Below are 17,895 nucleotides of genomic sequence, written 5' to 3'. Positions count from 1 at the left end.
CCCTTTTCTAGTCCTTCATATCGTCAGGCGCGTTGTTTCGCAGTCTGACGAGTTCCTTTTGCATCGACACGGTCCGCTCGAAGAGCTTGTCGAGTTCCTCGGGTGAAAGCCCACTTTCCGAACGCATGCGTGCCTTCGCATCTCGAATGCTTCGCTCAAGGTCGCGCTCGCGTAGTGTGCGAACCATGAGGCGCGCTTGAAACAGCTTCTCTGTGCTGTCCTCCGTTTCGATCATCGCCTGGGCAAGCAGGGTCGAGGCATCGGGGCACGCCCTCTGGACTGACGCGAGCGCCTGTGCAGCGGATGCATCATGGTCAAGCGCGATGAGAGCATCAGCCATGCTCTCTGCGGCCTGATCCATCCACCTGATGCGCATCAGGTCCTTCCCAATGTGATCGAGAAGATGAGCGTCTGTCACAACGAGCGCGATGAGCCCGTACTCCATGCGAGCGGATTGTTGGTCCGCCTCGATGATCTGCTCGGCTACCGGGTTAACCGCATTCGGTTGGGGCTCTGAGACGGCCTGATCGTTTTGATGGCGGGCAGCCATAGGGGCCTTGGTCTCCTTGAGAGCCTTGAATACGGCAGTGTACTCCACATTCAAACGGTCGGCGATGATATTGACATAATCCGTTGCCGAAACGGAATCCCTGATGGGATACAAAATCTGCAGTGCCTCCGTCATGGCGCGCGCCTTGTTTTCCGGACGATGCAAGTCGTAGCGCTCGATGCAGCGATTGATCGAAAAGGCGAGCAGCGGCTCGGCGGCGGCGATGATGGCACGCATCGCATCCGCATCATGCGCACCGAGGAACTCCGCCGGGTCATTGCCATCGGGAAGCACCACGACGCGCAGGTCGATCGGATCGCGACGACTCTCGACCGCCGATTGCCAGTCGATGAATTCGCTCGCGCGATCCGCCGCCTTCTGACCCGCGGCATCACCGTCGAAGAGATAGACGATGCGCGAGGCAAAGCGGCTGATGAGCTTGACATGCTGGGCCGTGAGCGCCGTGCCGAGCGTGGCGACGACGTTTTTGATGCCGGCCCGGTGCATGGCGATGACATCGGTATAGCCCTCCACGACGATGGCCTCGCCGCTGTTGACGATGGCATTCTTCGCAACGTCGATACCGAACATGTTCGATGACTTGTGGAAGATGGGCGTCTCCGAAGTGTTGAGGTACTTGGGCTCGCCTTGCCCCATGATACGGCCGCCAAACGCTATGCTGCGCCCCTGCAAATCGTGCACGGGAAACATCACGCGCTCGAAGAAGCGGTCGATGAGATATCCGCCTTTGTTCACGAAGGCGAGGTTCGCACCGACGAGCTCGTCACGGGTAAATCCCCGTGACTGGAGATGAGCGACGAGCTTGCCGTGGCCGGGGGCGTAACCGAGTTTCCACTCCCGTGCGCACTCCGAGCCGAAGCCACGCTCGTGCAAGTAGGCGCGGGCCTGCGTGGGACCAGCATCGCGCGAGCGCATGAGCTCCATGTGATAGAAGTTCTCGGCCTCGGCGCAGGCCTGCATCATGCGGTCCTTGAGGCTGCGGGGAATGCCGCTCCCGCCCACCTCGGTGATCTCGATGTTGGCGCGGTCGGCCAGCGCGCGCACGGCCTCGGGAAACTCGAGATGTTCGCTTTCCATGAGATAACCGAAGACATCGCCGCTCTTGCCGCACCCGAAACAGTGCCAGTTCTGCAAGTCGGGATCTATCTTGAACGAGGGCGTCTTCTCGTCATGGAACGGGCAGCATCCCCAGAACAGGCGGCCCTTCTGATTGAGCACGACGCGCTCGTTCACGAGGGAGACCAAATCGGTCGCCTCGCGCACGCGGCGGATATCGTCATCGGAGATGCGCGCCATGGCTACTTGCCTCCCAGGTGCTCGCGCACCCATTCGATGTTGCCCATCACCGTCTCGATGAGCTCGTCCTTCGTCTCGAACACGCGCGGTCCACGCAGCCACTCTTCGAACTCGATGCGAATGTCCTTGCCGTAGAGGTCGCCGTCAAAGTCGAGCAGATGGGCCTCGACCGGGGCCGTCGCCTCGGCAAAGCTCCTGGCAACGCCGACGTTGACGGCAGCCGCGTAGCGTGCACCATCGACAATGCCGTACGCGCCGTAGACGCCTTCGCGCGGCAGCATGGTCTCGCAATTCGCGAGGTCGAGGTTGGCCGTTGCGAAGCCGAAGCCATCACCTGCGCCACGACCGTGCACGATGGTGCCCACAATGCTGTGCGGTCTGCCGGCAAGCAATCGCTTTGCCTGCGCAACCGCGCCCTCGCGCAATTCCGCGCGTATGCGTGTCGACGAGATGACCTCGCCGTCCTCCTCGATGAGCTCGCAGGAGACGGATTCGCATCCGTGGTCGAGCGACCAACGCCCCAGGTCCTCGACCGTGCCGCTGGCGTGGGCGCCAAAGCGGAAATCCGAACCGGTAAAGATAGCGCGCGGATTCGTGGCACTCCCGAGAAAGTCGAGGAACTCCGAGGGTGGCATCGAGAACAGCTCCGGGCTCGTGACGAGGTTCAGCACCCCGCCCTCGGCCTGCTCGGCAATCACCGCAAGACGTTCGTCGTTCGAGAGCAGCTTGCCAAACGTGGGATCATCGGCACGGAATATCTCGTCGGGATCGCGATCGAAGGTTACGGCGACAAGGGGCAGGCCAAGCTCGCGGGCTCTTTCGCGCGCTTGAGCGAAAATCGCCCGATGGCCGATGTGCATGCCATCGAAAACGCCAATGACGAGAACGGTCCCATTGTCATCTCGACCGAGCGGAGAGATCTCGCCCGCACGAAACGCCGCTGAATCGCACCGTGTGATGGTCCCCGCCTTAGCCAACGCCGATGACACCCCCGGGAATGACCGTCGCGGGACGGCATGCCCCGGCGACGAAGTTGTAGACAGCGAGCAGCTTGTTGTCGCGAATGCACGAGACCATGCCCTCGCCTGCGGAGATATCGGTAAGCTCGCGACCGTTTGCCACGCATTGCGCCTGCTGTTCGCCGAGCTCGATGACGGGAAATCCCAAGAGTCGAGCCGGGTCGCACCACGGCAGCACGCCGCCTGCCTCGGCACGGTTCGCGAGCTCGTCGATGGAGCAGGCCTCGTCAATGCCCATCGTGGCAACCGACGTACGGCGAAGCGAGCCCAAATGGGCGCCGCATCCGAGATAGGCACCGATATCACGCGCAAGAGCACGGATGTACGTACCCTTGCTCACGTCGAAATGGACGTCCCAGAAGGGCAACTCGCGCACCGATGTATCGCCATCGGCGCAGATGAGCTCCGCCTCGCACACGCCCGCGCCCACAAGCTGCGCCCCGTACACGGTGACGTGGCGTGCCTCAAGCTCGAGGCACGTGCCCTCACGCGCCGCCTTGTAGGCGACAACGCCGTTCTTCTTGATGGCCGAATACGCAGGCGGAAGCTGCTCGAGCTCGCCCGTGAACTCGTCGAGAATGGCTTGGGCATCCACTGACCGCATGATATCCGCAAGCTCCCCGTCAGACGCGCTCGCGAGCGTGCGTCCCTGGGCATCGTCCGTATCGGTGGCGATGCCAAAGACGATGCGGGCATCGTAGCCCTTGTCGTGTCCGGTGAGGTACTCGGACAGGCGCGTGGCTGCGCCCACTCCCACAAGCATGAGACCCGTCGCGGCCGGATCGAGCGTGCCGGCATGGCCCACACGCCGCTCACCCGTAATCTGGCGTACGCGATTGACCACATCGTGCGATGTCATCCCATAGGGCTTGTCGAGCGCGAGCACGCCGCACAGTCCGCTGGCACCACGCCTACGGCTCATAGCATGTCCTCGCGAATCCTCGTAAATGCCGTCGTGGCGGTTACCTCGGCATCCGTCGTCATCGAGGCCTTCGGTTGCTCGGCAAAGGACTCCGCGACGAGGCCCTCGACGATGGCACGCGCTTCGGGCAGCTTGCCGTGAATGGTGAAGCCGGCTGCCGCCTTGTGACCGCCACCGTTCATCTGGGCGGCGATGGCAGCGACATCGCGATCGGTCTTGGAGCGAATCGAGCCGCGCACGATGGGACCCTGCTCACGCAGCATGACGGCGATCTCGACGCCATCGAGCTGGCGTATCGCGTCGATGAGCGAATCGCCGTCCTCCTTGCTCGCACCGAGTTCCTCGAAGTCGGCCTCGCAAGCCCACGACAGGGCGAGCTTACCGTCGAAGAGCAGCTCGAGACGGCGCACGACGAGAGCCTCGAGCTGCAAGGCCGCCCAACTGCGACGCTGATAGACGTAGCGTGCGACTTCGGAGGGAAGCGCGCCGGCAGCCGCCATGTCGGCCGCCGCCATGAGCGCACGCGAGTCGGCATTCTGAAACTGGAACCTGCCCGTGTCGGTCACGAGCGCGGTATAGCAACAGGTCGCGATATCCGGCGTCATCTCGGCGCCGGCCTGTTCGAGAAAATCCCAGACGAGCATGCCCGCAGCCGCAGCCGTGCTGTCGACATAGCCGACATCGGCAAAGGATGCATCGCCCTGGTGATGGTCGATGACAAGCGTCTTCTTCGCGCGTTTGAAGACGTGCTCGCCATCGCCGGCACGCGCGGCGCTCGGCACGTCAACGAGAATAAAGACGTCTGGGCGCGCATGGTACTCGCAAGCGGGCATGAAATCCCCGTAGCTTGCGAGAAAGTCGTAGAGCTTGGGCTGCTCGCGCGTCGCGAGCAGCGGCGTCACCTCGTAACCGAGACTGCGCAGACCCAGCGTGAGGGCAAGCGCGCTGCCGAGGCAATCGCCATCCGGGTTGACATGGCCGCAGACGGCAACGCTTCGCGCCCCGTCAAGCAGCTCAATGCCATTCGTGTAATCGAGCTTCGCCATTGATCGTCCTTTTGGTCTTGGTGCGTAATCGCAAACGATGATTGCGCTGCGCTAGCCCTCGTCGGAAAACAGCGACGCGATGCGCTCGGCAGCGTCGACCGACGGGTCGATGAAGAAGCGCAACTCGGGCGTGACGCGCCAACCGAGGCTCTTGCCGACAAGCGAGCGTATGCGGCCCTTGGCGGCTTCGAGCCCCTCCATGACCTCGTCATAGCGGCTCGCATCGGCGCTCACGTAGACGTTGGCGACTTCGCGGTCCTTGGAGACCTCGACGTCGGTGACCGTCACGAGCTCGAGACGCGGGTCGGCGATCTGGAACAGCAGCACGTTGGCGATCTTCTCGCGCAGTTCCTCGTTGACACGACGCGATGTGGGTGTCTGTTTCATGTCTATTCCTTACGGGCGACCTGCTCGATGCGATAGCCCTCGATGACGTCGCCTTCCTTGATGTCCTGGAAGTCCTCGATGCCGATGCCGCACTCCGTGCCCGAACGCACCGATGACACGTCATCACGATAGTGGCGCATGGACATGATGGAGCCGTCGTGAACGATGACGCCGTCACGCACGATACGCACGTGGTCGGTGTTGGCGATTTCGCCTTCGGTGACGATGCAGCCGGCGATGACGCCGACCTTGGGCATCTTGAAGGTCTCGCGCACGGTGGCGGAACCGGTGTCGACCTCGACCTCCTCGGGAGCGAGCAAGCCGACGCGTGCGGCGTTGATGTCCTCGATGGCCTGGTAGATGACGCGGTACAGGCGGATGTCGACCTTCTCGCGCTCGGCAGCCTGACGCACGCCGGCCTGCGGGCGCACGCCGAAGCCGATGATGATGGCATCGGATGCCGCGGCAAAGTTGACGTCCGTCTCGGTGACGCCACCGACGGCAGCGCGGATGACGTTGATGCGCACCTCGGACTGATCCATCTTCTCGAGCGCACCGCGCAGGGCCTCGATGGAACCCTGGGTGTCGGCCTTGACGATGAGGTTGAGCTCGGCGTGCTTGTTGGCCTCGATGCGAGCGAAGAGGTCGTCGAGGTTCATATGACGCGGAGCCTCCTGCGCGGCCAGGCGCTGCTTGAGCTCGCGCTCGGCAGCCAGGCTACGGGCCTCGGACTCGTTTTCGAAGACGGCGAACTCGTCACCGGCGCTCGGGACCGAGGACAGGCCCAGTATCTCGACCGGATCGGCGGGCTTGGCCTCCTTGACCGAATTGCCCTTCGGGTCGATGAGCGCACGCACGTGACCGAAGCACACGCCTGCGACGAGAGCGTCGCCCACGCGCAGCGTACCACGCTGCACGATGACGGTCGCCACCGGACCGCGACCCTTGTCGAGGTTGGCCTCGATGACGAAGCCGCTCGCGGTCGTATCGGGGTTGGCCTTGAGCTCAAGCACCTCGGCCTGAAGGATGATCGTCTCGAGCAGCTCGTCGATGTTGAGGTTCTGGCGAGCCGAGACCTCGACGAACATGTTGTTGCCGCCCCACTCCTCGGGCACGACGCCACGCTCGGCGAGTTCGCTCTTCACGCGATCGGGATTGGCGCCCGGCTTATCGATCTTGTTAATGGCCACGACGATGGGGACATCGGCTGCCTTGGCGTGATCGATGGCCTCGATGGTCTGCGGCATGACGCCGTCATCGGCAGCGACGACCAGGACGATGATATCGGTGACCTGCGCACCACGCGCGCGCATGGCGGTAAACGCCTCATGGCCCGGGGTGTCGATGAAGGTGATCTGATTGCCGTTGATCCAGACCACGGATGCGCCGATGGCCTGCGTGATGCCACCGGCCTCGGCCTGCTGCACGCCCGAATGACGAATGGCATCGAGCAGCGAGGTCTTGCCGTGGTCGACGTGACCCATGACGGTAACGACGGGCGGACGCGGCTTGAGGTCCTTCTCGTCATCGTAGAAGGTGAACGACATCTCCTCCTCCGGCGAGATGATCTTGACCTCGCGGCCAATGTCGCCGGCGATGAGCTCAACCAAGTCGTCGCTCATCGACTGGGTGAGGGTCAGCGGCGTGCCGAGCAGGAAGAGCCTCTTGACGACCTCGTTGCCGGGCACCTCGAGCGCATCGGCGAGCTCGCCCACCGTGATGCCGCTCGTGACCTGGACGACGCCCACGGGCACACCCGTGATCTCTGCCTTGCGCTGCGCCTCTTCCTCGGCCTTCTTGGCAGCTTCGGCGGCACGACGCTCCTTGCGCTTCTTGCGACGGCCAGTCGATTGCTTCTCGGCCTCGGCAACGGCGGCACGCGCCTCCTCGAGAACTTTGTCGCGCTGCAGCTGCTCGACGGCCTGCGCCATCTGGCGGTAACGGTCGTCCTCGGACTCCGAGTCGACCTCCACCTGCTGGCGAGCCTTCTTTTTCTTCTTGGCGCCCTTCTCGCGATAGGGCGAATCGGCCTGCGCGGGCTCGGCGCTCGCCTGCGCGGCAGCAGCGGCGCGAGCCTCGTCCGCCTCTTTCTTCTCCTGCGTCAGACGGTTGCTCTCGGCAGCGATCTGCGAGAGAAGCCCATCGAAGACCGAGGGCTTGGAAGGCTTGGGTTCCTCGACGACCTCCTCGACTTCCTGCTGGCTGGCGGCCTTGGCCTCCGCCTCGGCAGCCTCGCGCCTCTTCTGCTCCTTCTGACGACGCTTGATCTCGGCCTGGGCAGCTTGCTTGTGCTCCTCCTCGAGGCGCTTGCGCTCCTCTTCCTCGGCACTTACCTGCTCCTCGGCAGCGGCGTCCTTCCCTTTGTCCTCCTGGGCCTCCTCGGTGCGCTTCTGCAACTCTGGCCCAAGTTCCTTGCGAATCTTATCGACATAGGCATCGACAAGCGTGGACGCATGATTCTTGACGGGGATCTTCATCTCCTTGAGTCTCTCGACGAGCTCCTTGGAGGTCATCCCGAACTCTTTGGCGAGCTCATGTACACGCATTCCTGCCATATTCCCTATCACCTATCCCCTGCTGATGCCGCACTCGAGGTGCGCATGTATGCGTCAAAATCGGCCCTCAGCCGTTCGTAATCGTCGTTTCCCACCTTGGTGCGCAGACGACCGCCAAAAAGGCGCTTCTCGCATGCCTTGGCAAAGCACGCCTCGTCCGCGCAGACATAGGCCCCACGTCCCGCCATCTTGCCGCTCGCATCGAGGGCAACCGCCCCGTCTGCGCTGCGCACGAAACGCACGAGCGTGCGTTTGTCCGAGCTCGCGCGGCATGCGATGCAGGTGCGTATGGGAGCCTTCTTCGTCATTAGATGAGGGACTCCTCTTCCTCGTCTGCCCCGGCCTCGGGAGCCTGACCGTCTGCGTGAATACCGCAGAAGTGCGATCCGGGGCGGGCATGGTTGCGGCAACGGACGCCCTCGGGGCTCACGTACTCGCAGCGCAGGTCCACCGGCTCCTCGACCACGTCGTCTTCCTCGTCGATGAGGGAGGTCATGGACGCGAGCGACCCACCGTCAGCCGCAACGAGGCTCGCCGACTTGATGTCGATGTGCCAGCCGGTGAGGCGGGCGGCGAGGCGGGCGTTCTGGCCTTCCTTGCCAATGGCGAGCGAAAGCTGATCATCGGGGACGACAACCGTCGCGTAATGGGTGTCCTCGTTGATGAGCACGTTGGAGACCTTGGCCGGCGAGAGCGCGTTGGCCACGAAGGTCACCGGATCCTCGCTCCACTGGATGACGTCGATGCGCTCGCCGCGCAGCTCGCCGACGACCATGCGGATGCGCGAACCCTTGGGGCCGACGCAGGCGCCGACCGGATCGAGGTTGGACTCGCGGGAATGCACGGCGATCTTCGAGCGGGCGCCGGCCTCGCGGGCAACGGACTTGACCTCGACGACGCCATCGTAGATCTCGGGCACCTCAAGCTCGAGCAAGCGACGGATGAGATCGGGATGCGTGCGGCTCACGATGATGCTCGGACGGTTGCCACCATCGCGCGTGCGCGTGGCACCCTGCGCCTGCTGGCTTGGGTCGCGTACGTCGATGATGAGCGCCTTGATACGCTGATTGTGCTGGTAATACTCGTTGGACGGGCGCTCGTTGCGCTCGTTCTCGTTGCGGCGCCTGTCGAAGTGCGGCAGCTCGGCCTCGACGCCATCGCGAATCTTGATGATGGTGAAGTCCGGCGTGGTCTGTAGCACGGTACCGGTGATGAGCTCGCCCTTGCGGTCGGCGAACTCCTTGTAGATGCTCGCGCGGGCGGCATCGCGGACGATCTCGTTGATGACGCGCTTGGCGTTTTGCGCGGCGATGCGCGATACGTTTTCGGGCGTCACGTCACGCGGCTCGTAATCCTCGTACTCGCCCGTCTCGGGATCCTCCTCGCCGATGCCAACCATCTCGTAGACGAAGATGCGACCGCTCTCACGATCGATGGTAACCTGCGCATCCCAATCAAGGTCGAGAATGCCCTTATAGCTGCGCGCGAGATCCTGCTCGAGACGCTCGAGCACGGCGAGCTGATCGATACCACGCTCGGCGGCGAGATCGGAAAGTGCGCTGATGAGTTCTGATGACATGATTCCTCCCTATTTAGTTGTCCTGATCAAGCGACGCGTCTTCGTCATCGAAGTTGCGACCGCCAAAATCGATTTGGCCAATGATGTGCGCCTTCTTGATGCGATCAAAGGCAAGGCGCTCCATCGTGCCATCTTCCATTTCAAGCACGAGCTCATCACCTTCGAGCCCGTGCGAGATTCCCGTGAACTTGCTGCGTGCGGCCCCTGGCTTGAGATAGACCACCGTGGTCTCTCCCGCAAAGCGGTCAAAGTCATCGCGCTTGCGCAAGGGACGGTCAATGCCCGGTGACGAGACCTCGAGGTCGTACGACTCGATGAAGGGATCGGCCTCCTCGATGGCCGCATCCACCCACTCTTGGGCATCGACGAGCTCGTCGAGCGTGATGCCGCCGGCCGGAGTGTCGAGAAACACGCGCAGAACGGGACGCTTGCGCGTACCGGCAACCTCGACCGTCACGAGGTCGAGACCGTGCTTGCTTGCAAGCGGCTCAAGCACCTCGATGAGCTTGTCTTCCCTATTCACCTGCATGTCTCCTTACAAACAAAGAAAGCGGGGCAAATCCCACTTTCTCCTTCACTCTTCTGGCTCTAACGGCGGCGTAGAAAGCCATACCGTGGCTGCAAGCAGCCTCGAAGCACACCGAATGGACGCTTCGACAAGCTATCCTATTGTACTCGGATTCATGCGCAAGTCAATGAGACAAAAACCGCCGGGGCGCTTTTGTCTCATTGTGTCACAGGGGTCAGACCCCTTGGCACGCTTGCGATGCGTCCCATCGCGAAAGGAACCCTCGGACAGAAAGGCGGGCGGAGCCCCAAACTCCACCCGCCTCATGAGGAAAAGGTACGCGAATCAGTGCGTTCTTACTTGAGCTCGCCAAGCTCGTAGAGCTTCATCACGCCCAGATTGACATCCTCGTCGGTGCAATCCGCGTCGAACTGCCTCGTCACGAAGCGGTCGTCTTCGACCGTCAAGCTGTACTTGCCCGGTTCGACCTTCTTGAACCAGAAGTCGCCGAAGTCATCGGTCAGCGCCTCGCGCTTGTTACCGGCCGCATCCGCAAGCGTCACCTTGGCGCCAATGACCACCTCGCCACGCATGGGGTCAATCACCTGGCCGGCGATCCAGCGCTTGGGGAGGTTTAGATAGTAGACGTGGCTTCCCGGCGTGAGCCTTTCGGCTTCGGCAAGCTCTTCGGTCGTCTCGTCAACGTCAACGAAACGGAGTGCCCCCATGGCGCATGCGTCGACGCAGCGGGGAACCGTCCAGCCGTCATCGAGCAGATGTGCGCATCCGGTGCATCCCTGCGGAATCTGCAGCTCCTCGTTCCAGAACACGCCATCGAACCTGTCGGCGATATCCTTGCGACCCTTTGCCTTCTCCGGGTCGATGTACATCACGCCATCCTCGCGCACCGTCACGACATCCGGCGCAAAGTCCGCGAGTGCGTCGTCTTGGGCCCCAATCAGGGGAAGATACGTCATGTTCACCTTGGGAACCGTTCCGTGTACGGTCTGCTCGACCTTGCACCAGAACTGGCCCGTGTCGGGCTGCTCGGCCGCGTAGGGTAGCCAGAATTGTCCGCAATGCTCGTCCTTGCAGGCAATCTGGCAGTTATGGCAACCGTTGCAACGGTCGACGTCTATCAGAAATGCTTTCTTCGCCATGGCCTTATGCCTCCTTCACGATGCGATCGGTTGCCAACATGCCCTCGGCAGGGTCGTAGTCGCGGTCGAATTCCTCGGGGTACTTCTTCGCGAGCTCCAACACGTCCACCTTCTCGATGTTCGCGAGGAAGCCGTTCGTCACCTCGCCGGGCGCGTTCTTGGAAGTGGTCGCGCCGGGACAGATGAGGTTGTTCGCGCCGCCGCGGTCGAGGCCGCCCGTACCCGTGACGATGCTGTCGACACGCGCGCCATGATCCTGGCTGATGACGCTCGGGCGGATGCGCTCGGTCACGTACGCACCGCCAAGGACGCTGCCACGTTCGTTGAAGATGCGCACGATGTCGCCGTTTTCGATGCCGAGTCTGCGGGCGTCAATAGGGTTGATCCAGACGGGTTCGTACTTGTAGCCGTCGGGCCCCTCGACCTTGCAGGTCTCTATCTCACGAAGCCAGGTGATGTCATCGTGCTCGGCATGGACACGCCAACGCGGATGGTTCGACACGACCAGGAACGGATAGTCCTTGCCTCGGTCGTTCGTCAGACGCTCATGATGCTCCGGGCTCTCCTCGATCCACTGGGGCACGGGTGGACGCTCGCCGTCGTCACCCCAGCAATCCGCGATGCCCGTCGCGTAGAACTCGATCTTGCCCGTGGGCGTTGCCAGCGGGAAGCTCTCGGGATCCTCGTAGAAGTTACGCATGCCGATGGGCTCGGCCTTCCATTGCTCCTCGTCCATGAAGCGGATGGGTAGGTAGCCTTTCTCGAGGAATTCGCCGTAGGGCATGTGCTCCTGGCAACCGCCCAGCGTATAGCTGCGCAGCTGAAGCGATTCGTAACCGGGCTCGCCGAATACGTGCTCGGTGGATGCCTCCTGCATGGCGACGAAGTCCTCGTCATCGGTACCGGCCGACTCCGTGTTCTGCGCGGCGGTCATGGGCGGATAGACCCAGTGCTCCCACAGCTCGTCGGCGACGCCCAGCTTCTCCGCGATGGCGAGTACCGCCTCCGAATCGGACTTCGCCTCGCCGACGACGTCACACGCCTGCTCCTCGAGCACGACCATGTCGTTTTCGCCGCATTGCGTGGACGTGGCGATGTCATGCTGCTCGAACTTGGTCGAGATCGGCAGGATGATGTCGCCGAACAAGGTGTCGTTCTCCATCCAGGGATGCTGCACCAGATAGAACTCGATGGAAGGATGGCGCAATGCCTCTTGCATGCGGTTACCGCCGTTCCAGCAAGTCGACCAGCAGGGAGTGTCCGTCCAGATCATGTGGATGCGCTCGTTGCCCGGAAGCGGATACTCGTAGGGCGTGAACTGATCCTCGCGCGAAAGGCCCGCCACGACGCGACCGTACCAGGTGAGTTTCTCGCCTTCCGGCATCGTGATGGCATCGGGCACGAGCGTCTGCGGAATGAAGCTGATGAGGTCGGTGCCCGCGACATGACCGGTATATCCCGCCCACATGAAGGTCCCCCACTCGCCGTGCGGGATGGGATTGAGGCTCTGCATGCCGTAGAGGCCCCATTCCATCATCTTGAACATGTTCTGGCCGGGCTTGCCCACGCCCTGCATGGCAAGCAAGGCGACCTCGAGACGGGCGGGTTCATGGGCGAACACCGAGCGAATGTAACCGCCACCGTTGCAATGGACGGTAGACACCTTATGCGTGGCCCAGTAGCGGGCAAGCGCCTTGATGTCCGCCGCGGGAACGCCGCATTTCTCCTCGGCCCACTCGGGCGTCTTGGGCTGCCCATCGGCACCGCCAAGCACGTAATCCTTGAACCAGTCGAAGCCGTCCGTATGGGTGGCGATGTAATCCTTGTCGTAGGTGCCCTCCCTGAGCCAGGTCCACGCGATGGCAAGCCAAAGCGCAGCGTCGGTGTTGGGAAGAACCGGAATCCACTTGTCAGCGTGAATGGCGGCACCGTAGTTGAGGTCGGGGCAGATGTAGATCTGCTTGATGCCGATCTCGGTCCAGAAGTAGCTGATCTTCGACGCCATCTGGCCGCCCCAACCCCACGGGGTCGTCTCCGGGTCGCAGCCCACGCAGATGACGGCATCGGAGTTCTCGCAGATATCCCAGAGCAGGTTCGACTGGTATGCCTGCTGGCCAACCGGGTCCATGCCCCACATGTGCTTTGCGCCCCAATACCAGCCTTCCCAGCTATCGGGCTGGCGAGCCTGCAGCGTAAAGCCTCCGAGAAGGTTCATAAGGTGCGTGTTGCAGCCATGGCTCGCGTGCATGACCTTCGTCTCCCCATGACCGTCGCCCTGGCAGAACACCGACGCGTTGCCATAGGTGTCGATGACGCGGCGAATCTCGTCCGCGCAAATCTGGGCAGCTTCGTCCCAGCTGATGCGCTCGTAACCGGAAATGCCACGGTTCTGCGGATTGCGCTCCCCGTTCGGATCCCAGTCGACGCGCTTCAGCGGGTACGGCACGCGGTTGTGTGAGTAGATGCGCTTCTTGTAGCCAATGGCCATCGGCGGCAACGTCGTGACGAGGCCACTTGTCAGCGTGTGACCGCGCACCTCGATCTTCCAGGGATTGATTTCGTCTTCGGTGTACTTGTCATCGAGATGAAGCGGGCGGATGCGCGCGATGCGTCCGTCCTTCATGTCGACGGCAGCCGTGTTCGACCCCGAGCCGAATCCACACCATCCGGTGGTCTTGTACACGGTCTTGTCAGCTGTCCTTCCCATCTCACTCCTCTCGTAGAGCCAACGGCGGATTTCGCAGCTCGCCGCTTTCGATGATTCAACTCTACGGAGGATGGGGGCCATTGCCCATGACGCAGTGCTTATACCCTGATAAGCGCTACCTATGAAGCTCTATGACCGGGCGTTATCGACTAGATGTCCAGCTTCAGTGACAGATTGGACGCACCGTCTTGGGCAAGCAGATAGGGCAGGAAGGCATGGTTGCTCACGAGTTCGGAGCCGCGCGAGACGATGTGCTCCACGACGGGGAGTGCCTTTTCGTTGTCCCCGCGATACGCCACGCAAAGCTCACGTTTGGACATCTCCCCTTCCACGGGCAATGCCGGACGGTTGGTGCCGCTACCGGAGAACAGAACCATCATGGAGGTGGTGAAATGGGCCCGTTCCGTCCTGTCCATAAGCTCCAGGTACGCCTTCGTGGGCATGCGCTCGACAAGCGCTTCGGATACACCGGCATGGGACACGACTTCCTCGTACCAAGGCGAGAGCCCGGCGAGGCCCTCCGGAAGCAGGAGCGACGTTTGCCCAAGCTCCTCGTCCGCTATGCTTTCTCTGCCGACCAAGGGAGATGCAGGCGAAAGCGAGAGCAACAACCTTTCCTCCTGAATGGTGTGAAACGCCAGATGCGCCGGACAGAATTGCCTCGGGAGAAAGGCGATATCGGTGGTTCCGTCGATAAGCCTTTTGGCGAGAACCGTCGAGGTGACGATCGATGCATCGAACCTGAGGTCCGGAAACGTGTTGGCGACCTGGGGCAACACGAACAGACTGAGGGGGAGGTAGAAGCTGTCGATGTGTATCGTCTGCGCATCTTGCTGCTTCAGCGCGTCGATCTCGGCGGACACCTCCTTCAAGTCAAAGAGGATGCGATGGGCATGGGCGAGCAGTATCTCGCCGTACGGGGTGATGGAGAGTTGGTTATGGGCCCGATCAAACAGCGTGCACCCGAGTTCTGCCTCTAGCTTCTTGAGGTTTTGGCTCAATGCCGGCTGCGAAATGAACAGCTTGTCGGCCGCTTCCCGCATGGTGCGGCTCTCGGCAATCGCCTTGAATTGCTCTAGCTGGTGAATTTCCATTTTGCGCGCCCCTCGACAGATCTACGACATCATTCTACTACGTGTTGTTGACCGAGATTCTCAGCTTCACAGCGCTCGAGATGACAGGAAAGCGAGCAAGGCGGAGTCACAGGAGCACGTTACTTGGCGCGGTATCGGGTCCGCGCCAAGTCTTGTGGTCTTGTGACTGAGGTAGCGACCACAGGAGCGCATTGCTTGGCAGAAGCGCCACGAATTGCGGTGTGGTGGCCAGAGGCGCGACCACAGATGCACATTTCATGGCAGAACCGCGAGCAGGTGCCACGAAATGCTGCATTGTGGTCGCGAGGCATGACGTCATGCAGCACGTCGAGGAATCCGACCCCTTCCCTTTCCCCAAAAGCTCCGACTGCGGCAACTGCGGGGCGATTGCCACGTCAAGGAGTCGCCAGACGCGTCACGCATCCCGATTGCATAGCGGGACATGGGGTGCGACCAGAGCGACTGGGTCTCGGAGCTCTGGCGTACCCATGTCCCGCATTTCAGCCAGCAAGCAATCTCCCTAATTCGCCACGACGTTGACGACGGTCGGGGCGACGATGGTCTTGCGCACGGTAAGCCCCTCGATGCGGTCGGCAACGGCCTCGAGAGCCGCGGCGACGATCTCGTCCTCGCTCGCATCGGCAGCCGTCGTGATGTGGCCGCGCACCTTGCCGCCGATCATGACGGCGCGCTCCACCTCGTCGGCCTTCGTGGCCTCCTCGTCGAAGCTCGGCCAGGCGACGTCGTAGGCGCTGCCCTCGTTGCCCAGTGCCTCGGTCCACAGCTCGTCGGCCCAGTGCGGCGCATAGGGAGCGAGCAGCAGCACGAGCGCAGTGGCGACTGCACGGCACAGCTCCTTGTCGCGTGCGTCCTCCACCGTGGCGTTGAGGTAATCGGCCGTCGTGTTGGAGAGCTCCATGATCGACGCGAGCGCCGTGTTGAAGTTGAAGCGCTCGATGTCGGTGCCCACCTTCTTGATGGTCGCATGCATCTGGCGGTTGAGCTCCTTGGCAAGCTGGCCGTCATCGGCCGAACCGGTGGCGTCGACCAGCGACCACACCTGCCCCCACGCGCGCTTGAGGAAGCGCGCCATGGCCGCACAGCTTTTGTCGTCCCACTGCAGGTCCTTGTCGGGCGGAGCCATGAACAGGATGCAGGCGCGGGCGGCGTCGACGCCGTACTCGTCGATGAGCGACTCGGGCGACACGACGTTGCCCTTGGACTTGGACATCGTCTCGCCCTTGGAGTCCTTGACCATGCCCTGGCACAGCAGGTTGGTGAATGGCTCGTCGAAGTCGAGCATGCCGGCATCACGCGCGACCTTAGTCCAGAAGCGCGAGTACAGCAGGTGCAAGATGGCATGCTCGATGCCGCCAATGTACTGGTCGACGGGCATGAAGCGATCCGCCTTGTCCTCGGCGAAGGGAAGCTCGGTGTTATGCGGGTCGGTGTAGCGCAGGTAATACCAGGAGCTGCACGTGAAGGTATCCATGGTGTCGGTCTCGCGATGCGCGGGCTTGCCGCACACCGGGCAGGCGCACTCGTAGAACTCCTTGGAATCCTTGAGCGTTTCGCCCGCGGCGATGTCGATGTCCATGGGAAGGATGACCGGCAGGTCCTGTTCGGGAACGGGTACCAGGCCGCACTCGTCGCAATAGATCATCGGGATGGGATTGCCCCAGTAGCGCTGGCGGCTGATGAGCCAGTCACGCAGGCGGAAGTTCACGACCCCCTGGCCCAGGCCACGCTCGGCGAGCCAGTCGATGACCGCCTGCATGCCTTGCGAGTCATGACCACCGGGCATGCCGGTGAACTGCCCGGACTGCACCATGATGCCATCGCCGTTGAAGGCCTCGTCCCAGTCCACGTCGGTCACCTCGATATCACGCACGTCGGCGAGTTCGGTGGCAAGCGGGCTGTCCGTGGGCACGACGACCGGCGGAATGGGCAGCCCGTACTTGCGAGCGAACTCGAAGTCGCGCTGGTCACCACAGGGCACGGCCATGACAGCACCAGTGCCGTAGTCGGTCAGCACGTAGTCGGAAACCCATACCGGCACCTTGGCACCGTTGACGGGGTTGATGACGTAGCGGCCCGTGAACGCGCCATGCTTCTCGCGGTCGCCCATCGTGCGCTCGACGGCCGTGGCGGCGGCGGCAACCTTTTGCACCTCGCGCACCTCGGCCTCGTACTCGGTGCCCGCGACCAGGCGCTCGACGAGCTTGTGCTCGGGGGCAAGCATGAAGAAGGTGCAGCCAAAGAGCGTATCGGGGCGCGTCGTGAACACGGTGATGGTCTCGTCGGTGGGCTCGCCCGCCTCGTCGCAGAGGGTGAACTTCACCTCGGCGCCCTCGCTGCGACCGATCCAGTTGGCCTGCATCTGCTTGACGCGCTCGGGCCAGCCGGGCAGCTTGTCGAGGTCGTCAAGCAGCTCCTGGGCGTAATCGGTGATCTTGAGGTACCACTGGTCGAGCTCGCGGCGCTCGACCATGGAATGGCAGCGCCAGCACGTGCCCTGCTCGACCTGCTCGTTGGCGAGCACGGTCTTGCAGTCGGGACACCAGTTGACGGGGTTGGACTTGCGATAGGCCAGGCCCTTCTCGTACATCTTGAGGAAGAACCACTGGCCCCAACGGTAGTAGTCCTCCTTGCACGTGATGACCGTGCGGTCCCAATCGTAGGAAAGGCCCATGCGCTTGAAGCTCGCCATCTGGGTGTCGATGTTCTCGAAAGTCCAGGTGGCCGGATGGCTATGATGCTTGATGGCGGCGTTCTCGGCCGGCAGGCCAAAGGCGTCCCATCCGATGGGATGCAGCACGTCGTAGCCGTTCATGTGCAGGTAGCGCGCGTAGACGTCGCCAATCGTGTAGTTGCGCACGTGGCCCATGTGGATGTCGCCACTCGGATACGGGAACATCTCGAGCACGTACTTCGCGGGGCGCTCGGACGCCTCGTCGAGCTTGAAAAGGTCATGCTCCGCCCAGTACTTCTGCCATTTGGGTTCGATGGAATGCGGATCATATGCCTCGTGCATGGCCAACCTCCGATGTG

At 62.5% G+C, this 17,895-nt stretch carries 13 protein-coding genes; all 13 read right to left on the bottom strand.

Annotation, left to right across the window (positions count from 1 at the left end; genetic code table 11):
• Positions 1-7 precede the first annotated feature (7 nt).
• On the bottom strand, positions 8-1,867 hold the full coding sequence (gene dnaG, locus OIM11_03370; protein HJJ00175.1) for a DNA primase: 1,860 nt from the start codon (positions 1,865-1,867) through the stop codon (positions 8-10).
• Between the two features lie 2 nt (positions 1,868-1,869).
• On the bottom strand, positions 1,870-2,844 hold the full coding sequence (locus OIM11_03365; GenBank protein ID HJJ00174.1) for a riboflavin biosynthesis protein RibF: 975 nt from the start codon (positions 2,842-2,844) through the stop codon (positions 1,870-1,872).
• The gene (gene truB / locus OIM11_03360; protein ID HJJ00173.1) at positions 2,837-3,808 is read right to left on the bottom strand and encodes a tRNA pseudouridine(55) synthase TruB; all 972 of its coding nucleotides are present in this window, start codon (positions 3,806-3,808) and stop codon (positions 2,837-2,839) included. Before truB ends, OIM11_03365 begins: the two co-directional genes overlap by 8 nt.
• Positions 3,805-4,854 (bottom strand): bifunctional oligoribonuclease/PAP phosphatase NrnA, encoded by a 1,050-nt coding sequence (locus OIM11_03355; GenBank protein ID HJJ00172.1) that lies wholly within the window; start codon positions 4,852-4,854, stop codon positions 3,805-3,807. The genes truB and OIM11_03355 overlap by 4 nt, the downstream gene beginning before the upstream one ends.
• A 51-nt stretch (positions 4,855-4,905) precedes the next feature.
• A complete protein-coding gene (gene rbfA / locus OIM11_03350; protein ID HJJ00171.1) occupies positions 4,906-5,241 on the bottom strand; it encodes a 30S ribosome-binding factor RbfA in 336 nt (111 codons plus the stop codon).
• A 2-nt stretch (positions 5,242-5,243) separates the two neighbouring features.
• Positions 5,244-7,796 (bottom strand): translation initiation factor IF-2, encoded by a 2,553-nt coding sequence (gene infB, locus OIM11_03345; GenBank protein ID HJJ00170.1) that lies wholly within the window; start codon positions 7,794-7,796, stop codon positions 5,244-5,246.
• 8 nt (positions 7,797-7,804) lie between these two features.
• On the bottom strand, positions 7,805-8,104 hold the full coding sequence (locus OIM11_03340) for a YlxR family protein (protein HJJ00169.1): 300 nt from the start codon (positions 8,102-8,104) through the stop codon (positions 7,805-7,807).
• Complete coding sequence (nusA, locus tag OIM11_03335; GenBank protein ID HJJ00168.1) at positions 8,104-9,375, bottom strand: transcription termination factor NusA; 1,272 nt, start codon at positions 9,373-9,375, stop codon at positions 8,104-8,106. Before nusA ends, OIM11_03340 begins: the two co-directional genes overlap by 1 nt.
• Before the next feature lie 13 nt (positions 9,376-9,388).
• Positions 9,389-9,898, bottom strand: a complete 510-nt coding sequence (locus OIM11_03330; GenBank protein ID HJJ00167.1) for a ribosome maturation factor RimP — start codon at positions 9,896-9,898, stop codon at positions 9,389-9,391.
• 341 nt (positions 9,899-10,239) lie between these two features.
• On the bottom strand, positions 10,240-11,043 hold the full coding sequence (locus OIM11_03325) for a carboxypeptidase regulatory-like domain-containing protein (GenBank protein ID HJJ00166.1): 804 nt from the start codon (positions 11,041-11,043) through the stop codon (positions 10,240-10,242).
• A gap of 4 nt (positions 11,044-11,047) precedes the next feature.
• On the bottom strand, positions 11,048-13,750 hold the full coding sequence (locus OIM11_03320; protein ID HJJ00165.1) for a molybdopterin-dependent oxidoreductase: 2,703 nt from the start codon (positions 13,748-13,750) through the stop codon (positions 11,048-11,050).
• A 149-nt stretch (positions 13,751-13,899) separates the two neighbouring features.
• Positions 13,900-14,844, bottom strand: a complete 945-nt coding sequence (locus OIM11_03315) for a LysR family transcriptional regulator (GenBank protein HJJ00164.1) — start codon at positions 14,842-14,844, stop codon at positions 13,900-13,902.
• A gap of 520 nt (positions 14,845-15,364) precedes the next feature.
• A complete protein-coding gene (leuS, locus tag OIM11_03310) occupies positions 15,365-17,878 on the bottom strand; it encodes a leucine--tRNA ligase (GenBank protein HJJ00163.1) in 2,514 nt (837 codons plus the stop codon).
• Positions 17,879-17,895: the final 17 nt, after the last annotated feature.

Source organism: Coriobacteriaceae bacterium (assembly GCA_025992705.1).
In the GTDB taxonomy this organism is placed as follows: Bacteria; Actinomycetota; Coriobacteriia; order Coriobacteriales; family QAMH01; genus QAMH01.
The sequence above is the reverse complement of the archived record's forward strand: the minus strand, read 5'-3'. Positions and strand labels throughout refer to the sequence as shown.

Coding starts and splice junctions, on each gene's coding strand:
- dnaG (HJJ00175.1), bottom strand. CDS start 1,867: ATGGCGCGCATCTCCGATGACGATATCCGCCGCGTGCGCGAGGCGACC.
- truB (HJJ00173.1), bottom strand. CDS start 3,808: ATGAGCCGTAGGCGTGGTGCCAGCGGACTGTGCGGCGTGCTCGCGCTC.
- OIM11_03355 (HJJ00172.1), bottom strand. CDS start 4,854: ATGGCGAAGCTCGATTACACGAATGGCATTGAGCTGCTTGACGGGGCG.
- rbfA (HJJ00171.1), bottom strand. CDS start 5,241: ATGAAACAGACACCCACATCGCGTCGTGTCAACGAGGAACTGCGCGAG.
- infB (HJJ00170.1), bottom strand. CDS start 7,796: ATGGCAGGAATGCGTGTACATGAGCTCGCCAAAGAGTTCGGGATGACC.
- OIM11_03340 (HJJ00169.1), bottom strand. CDS start 8,104: ATGACGAAGAAGGCTCCCATACGCACCTGCATCGCATGCCGCGCGAGC.
- nusA (HJJ00168.1), bottom strand. CDS start 9,375: ATGTCATCAGAACTCATCAGCGCACTTTCCGATCTCGCCGCCGAGCGT.
- OIM11_03325 (HJJ00166.1), bottom strand. CDS start 11,043: ATGGCGAAGAAAGCATTTCTGATAGACGTCGACCGTTGCAACGGTTGC.
- OIM11_03320 (HJJ00165.1), bottom strand. CDS start 13,750: ATGGGAAGGACAGCTGACAAGACCGTGTACAAGACCACCGGATGGTGT.
- OIM11_03315 (HJJ00164.1), bottom strand. CDS start 14,844: ATGGAAATTCACCAGCTAGAGCAATTCAAGGCGATTGCCGAGAGCCGC.
- leuS (HJJ00163.1), bottom strand. CDS start 17,878: ATGCACGAGGCATATGATCCGCATTCCATCGAACCCAAATGGCAGAAG.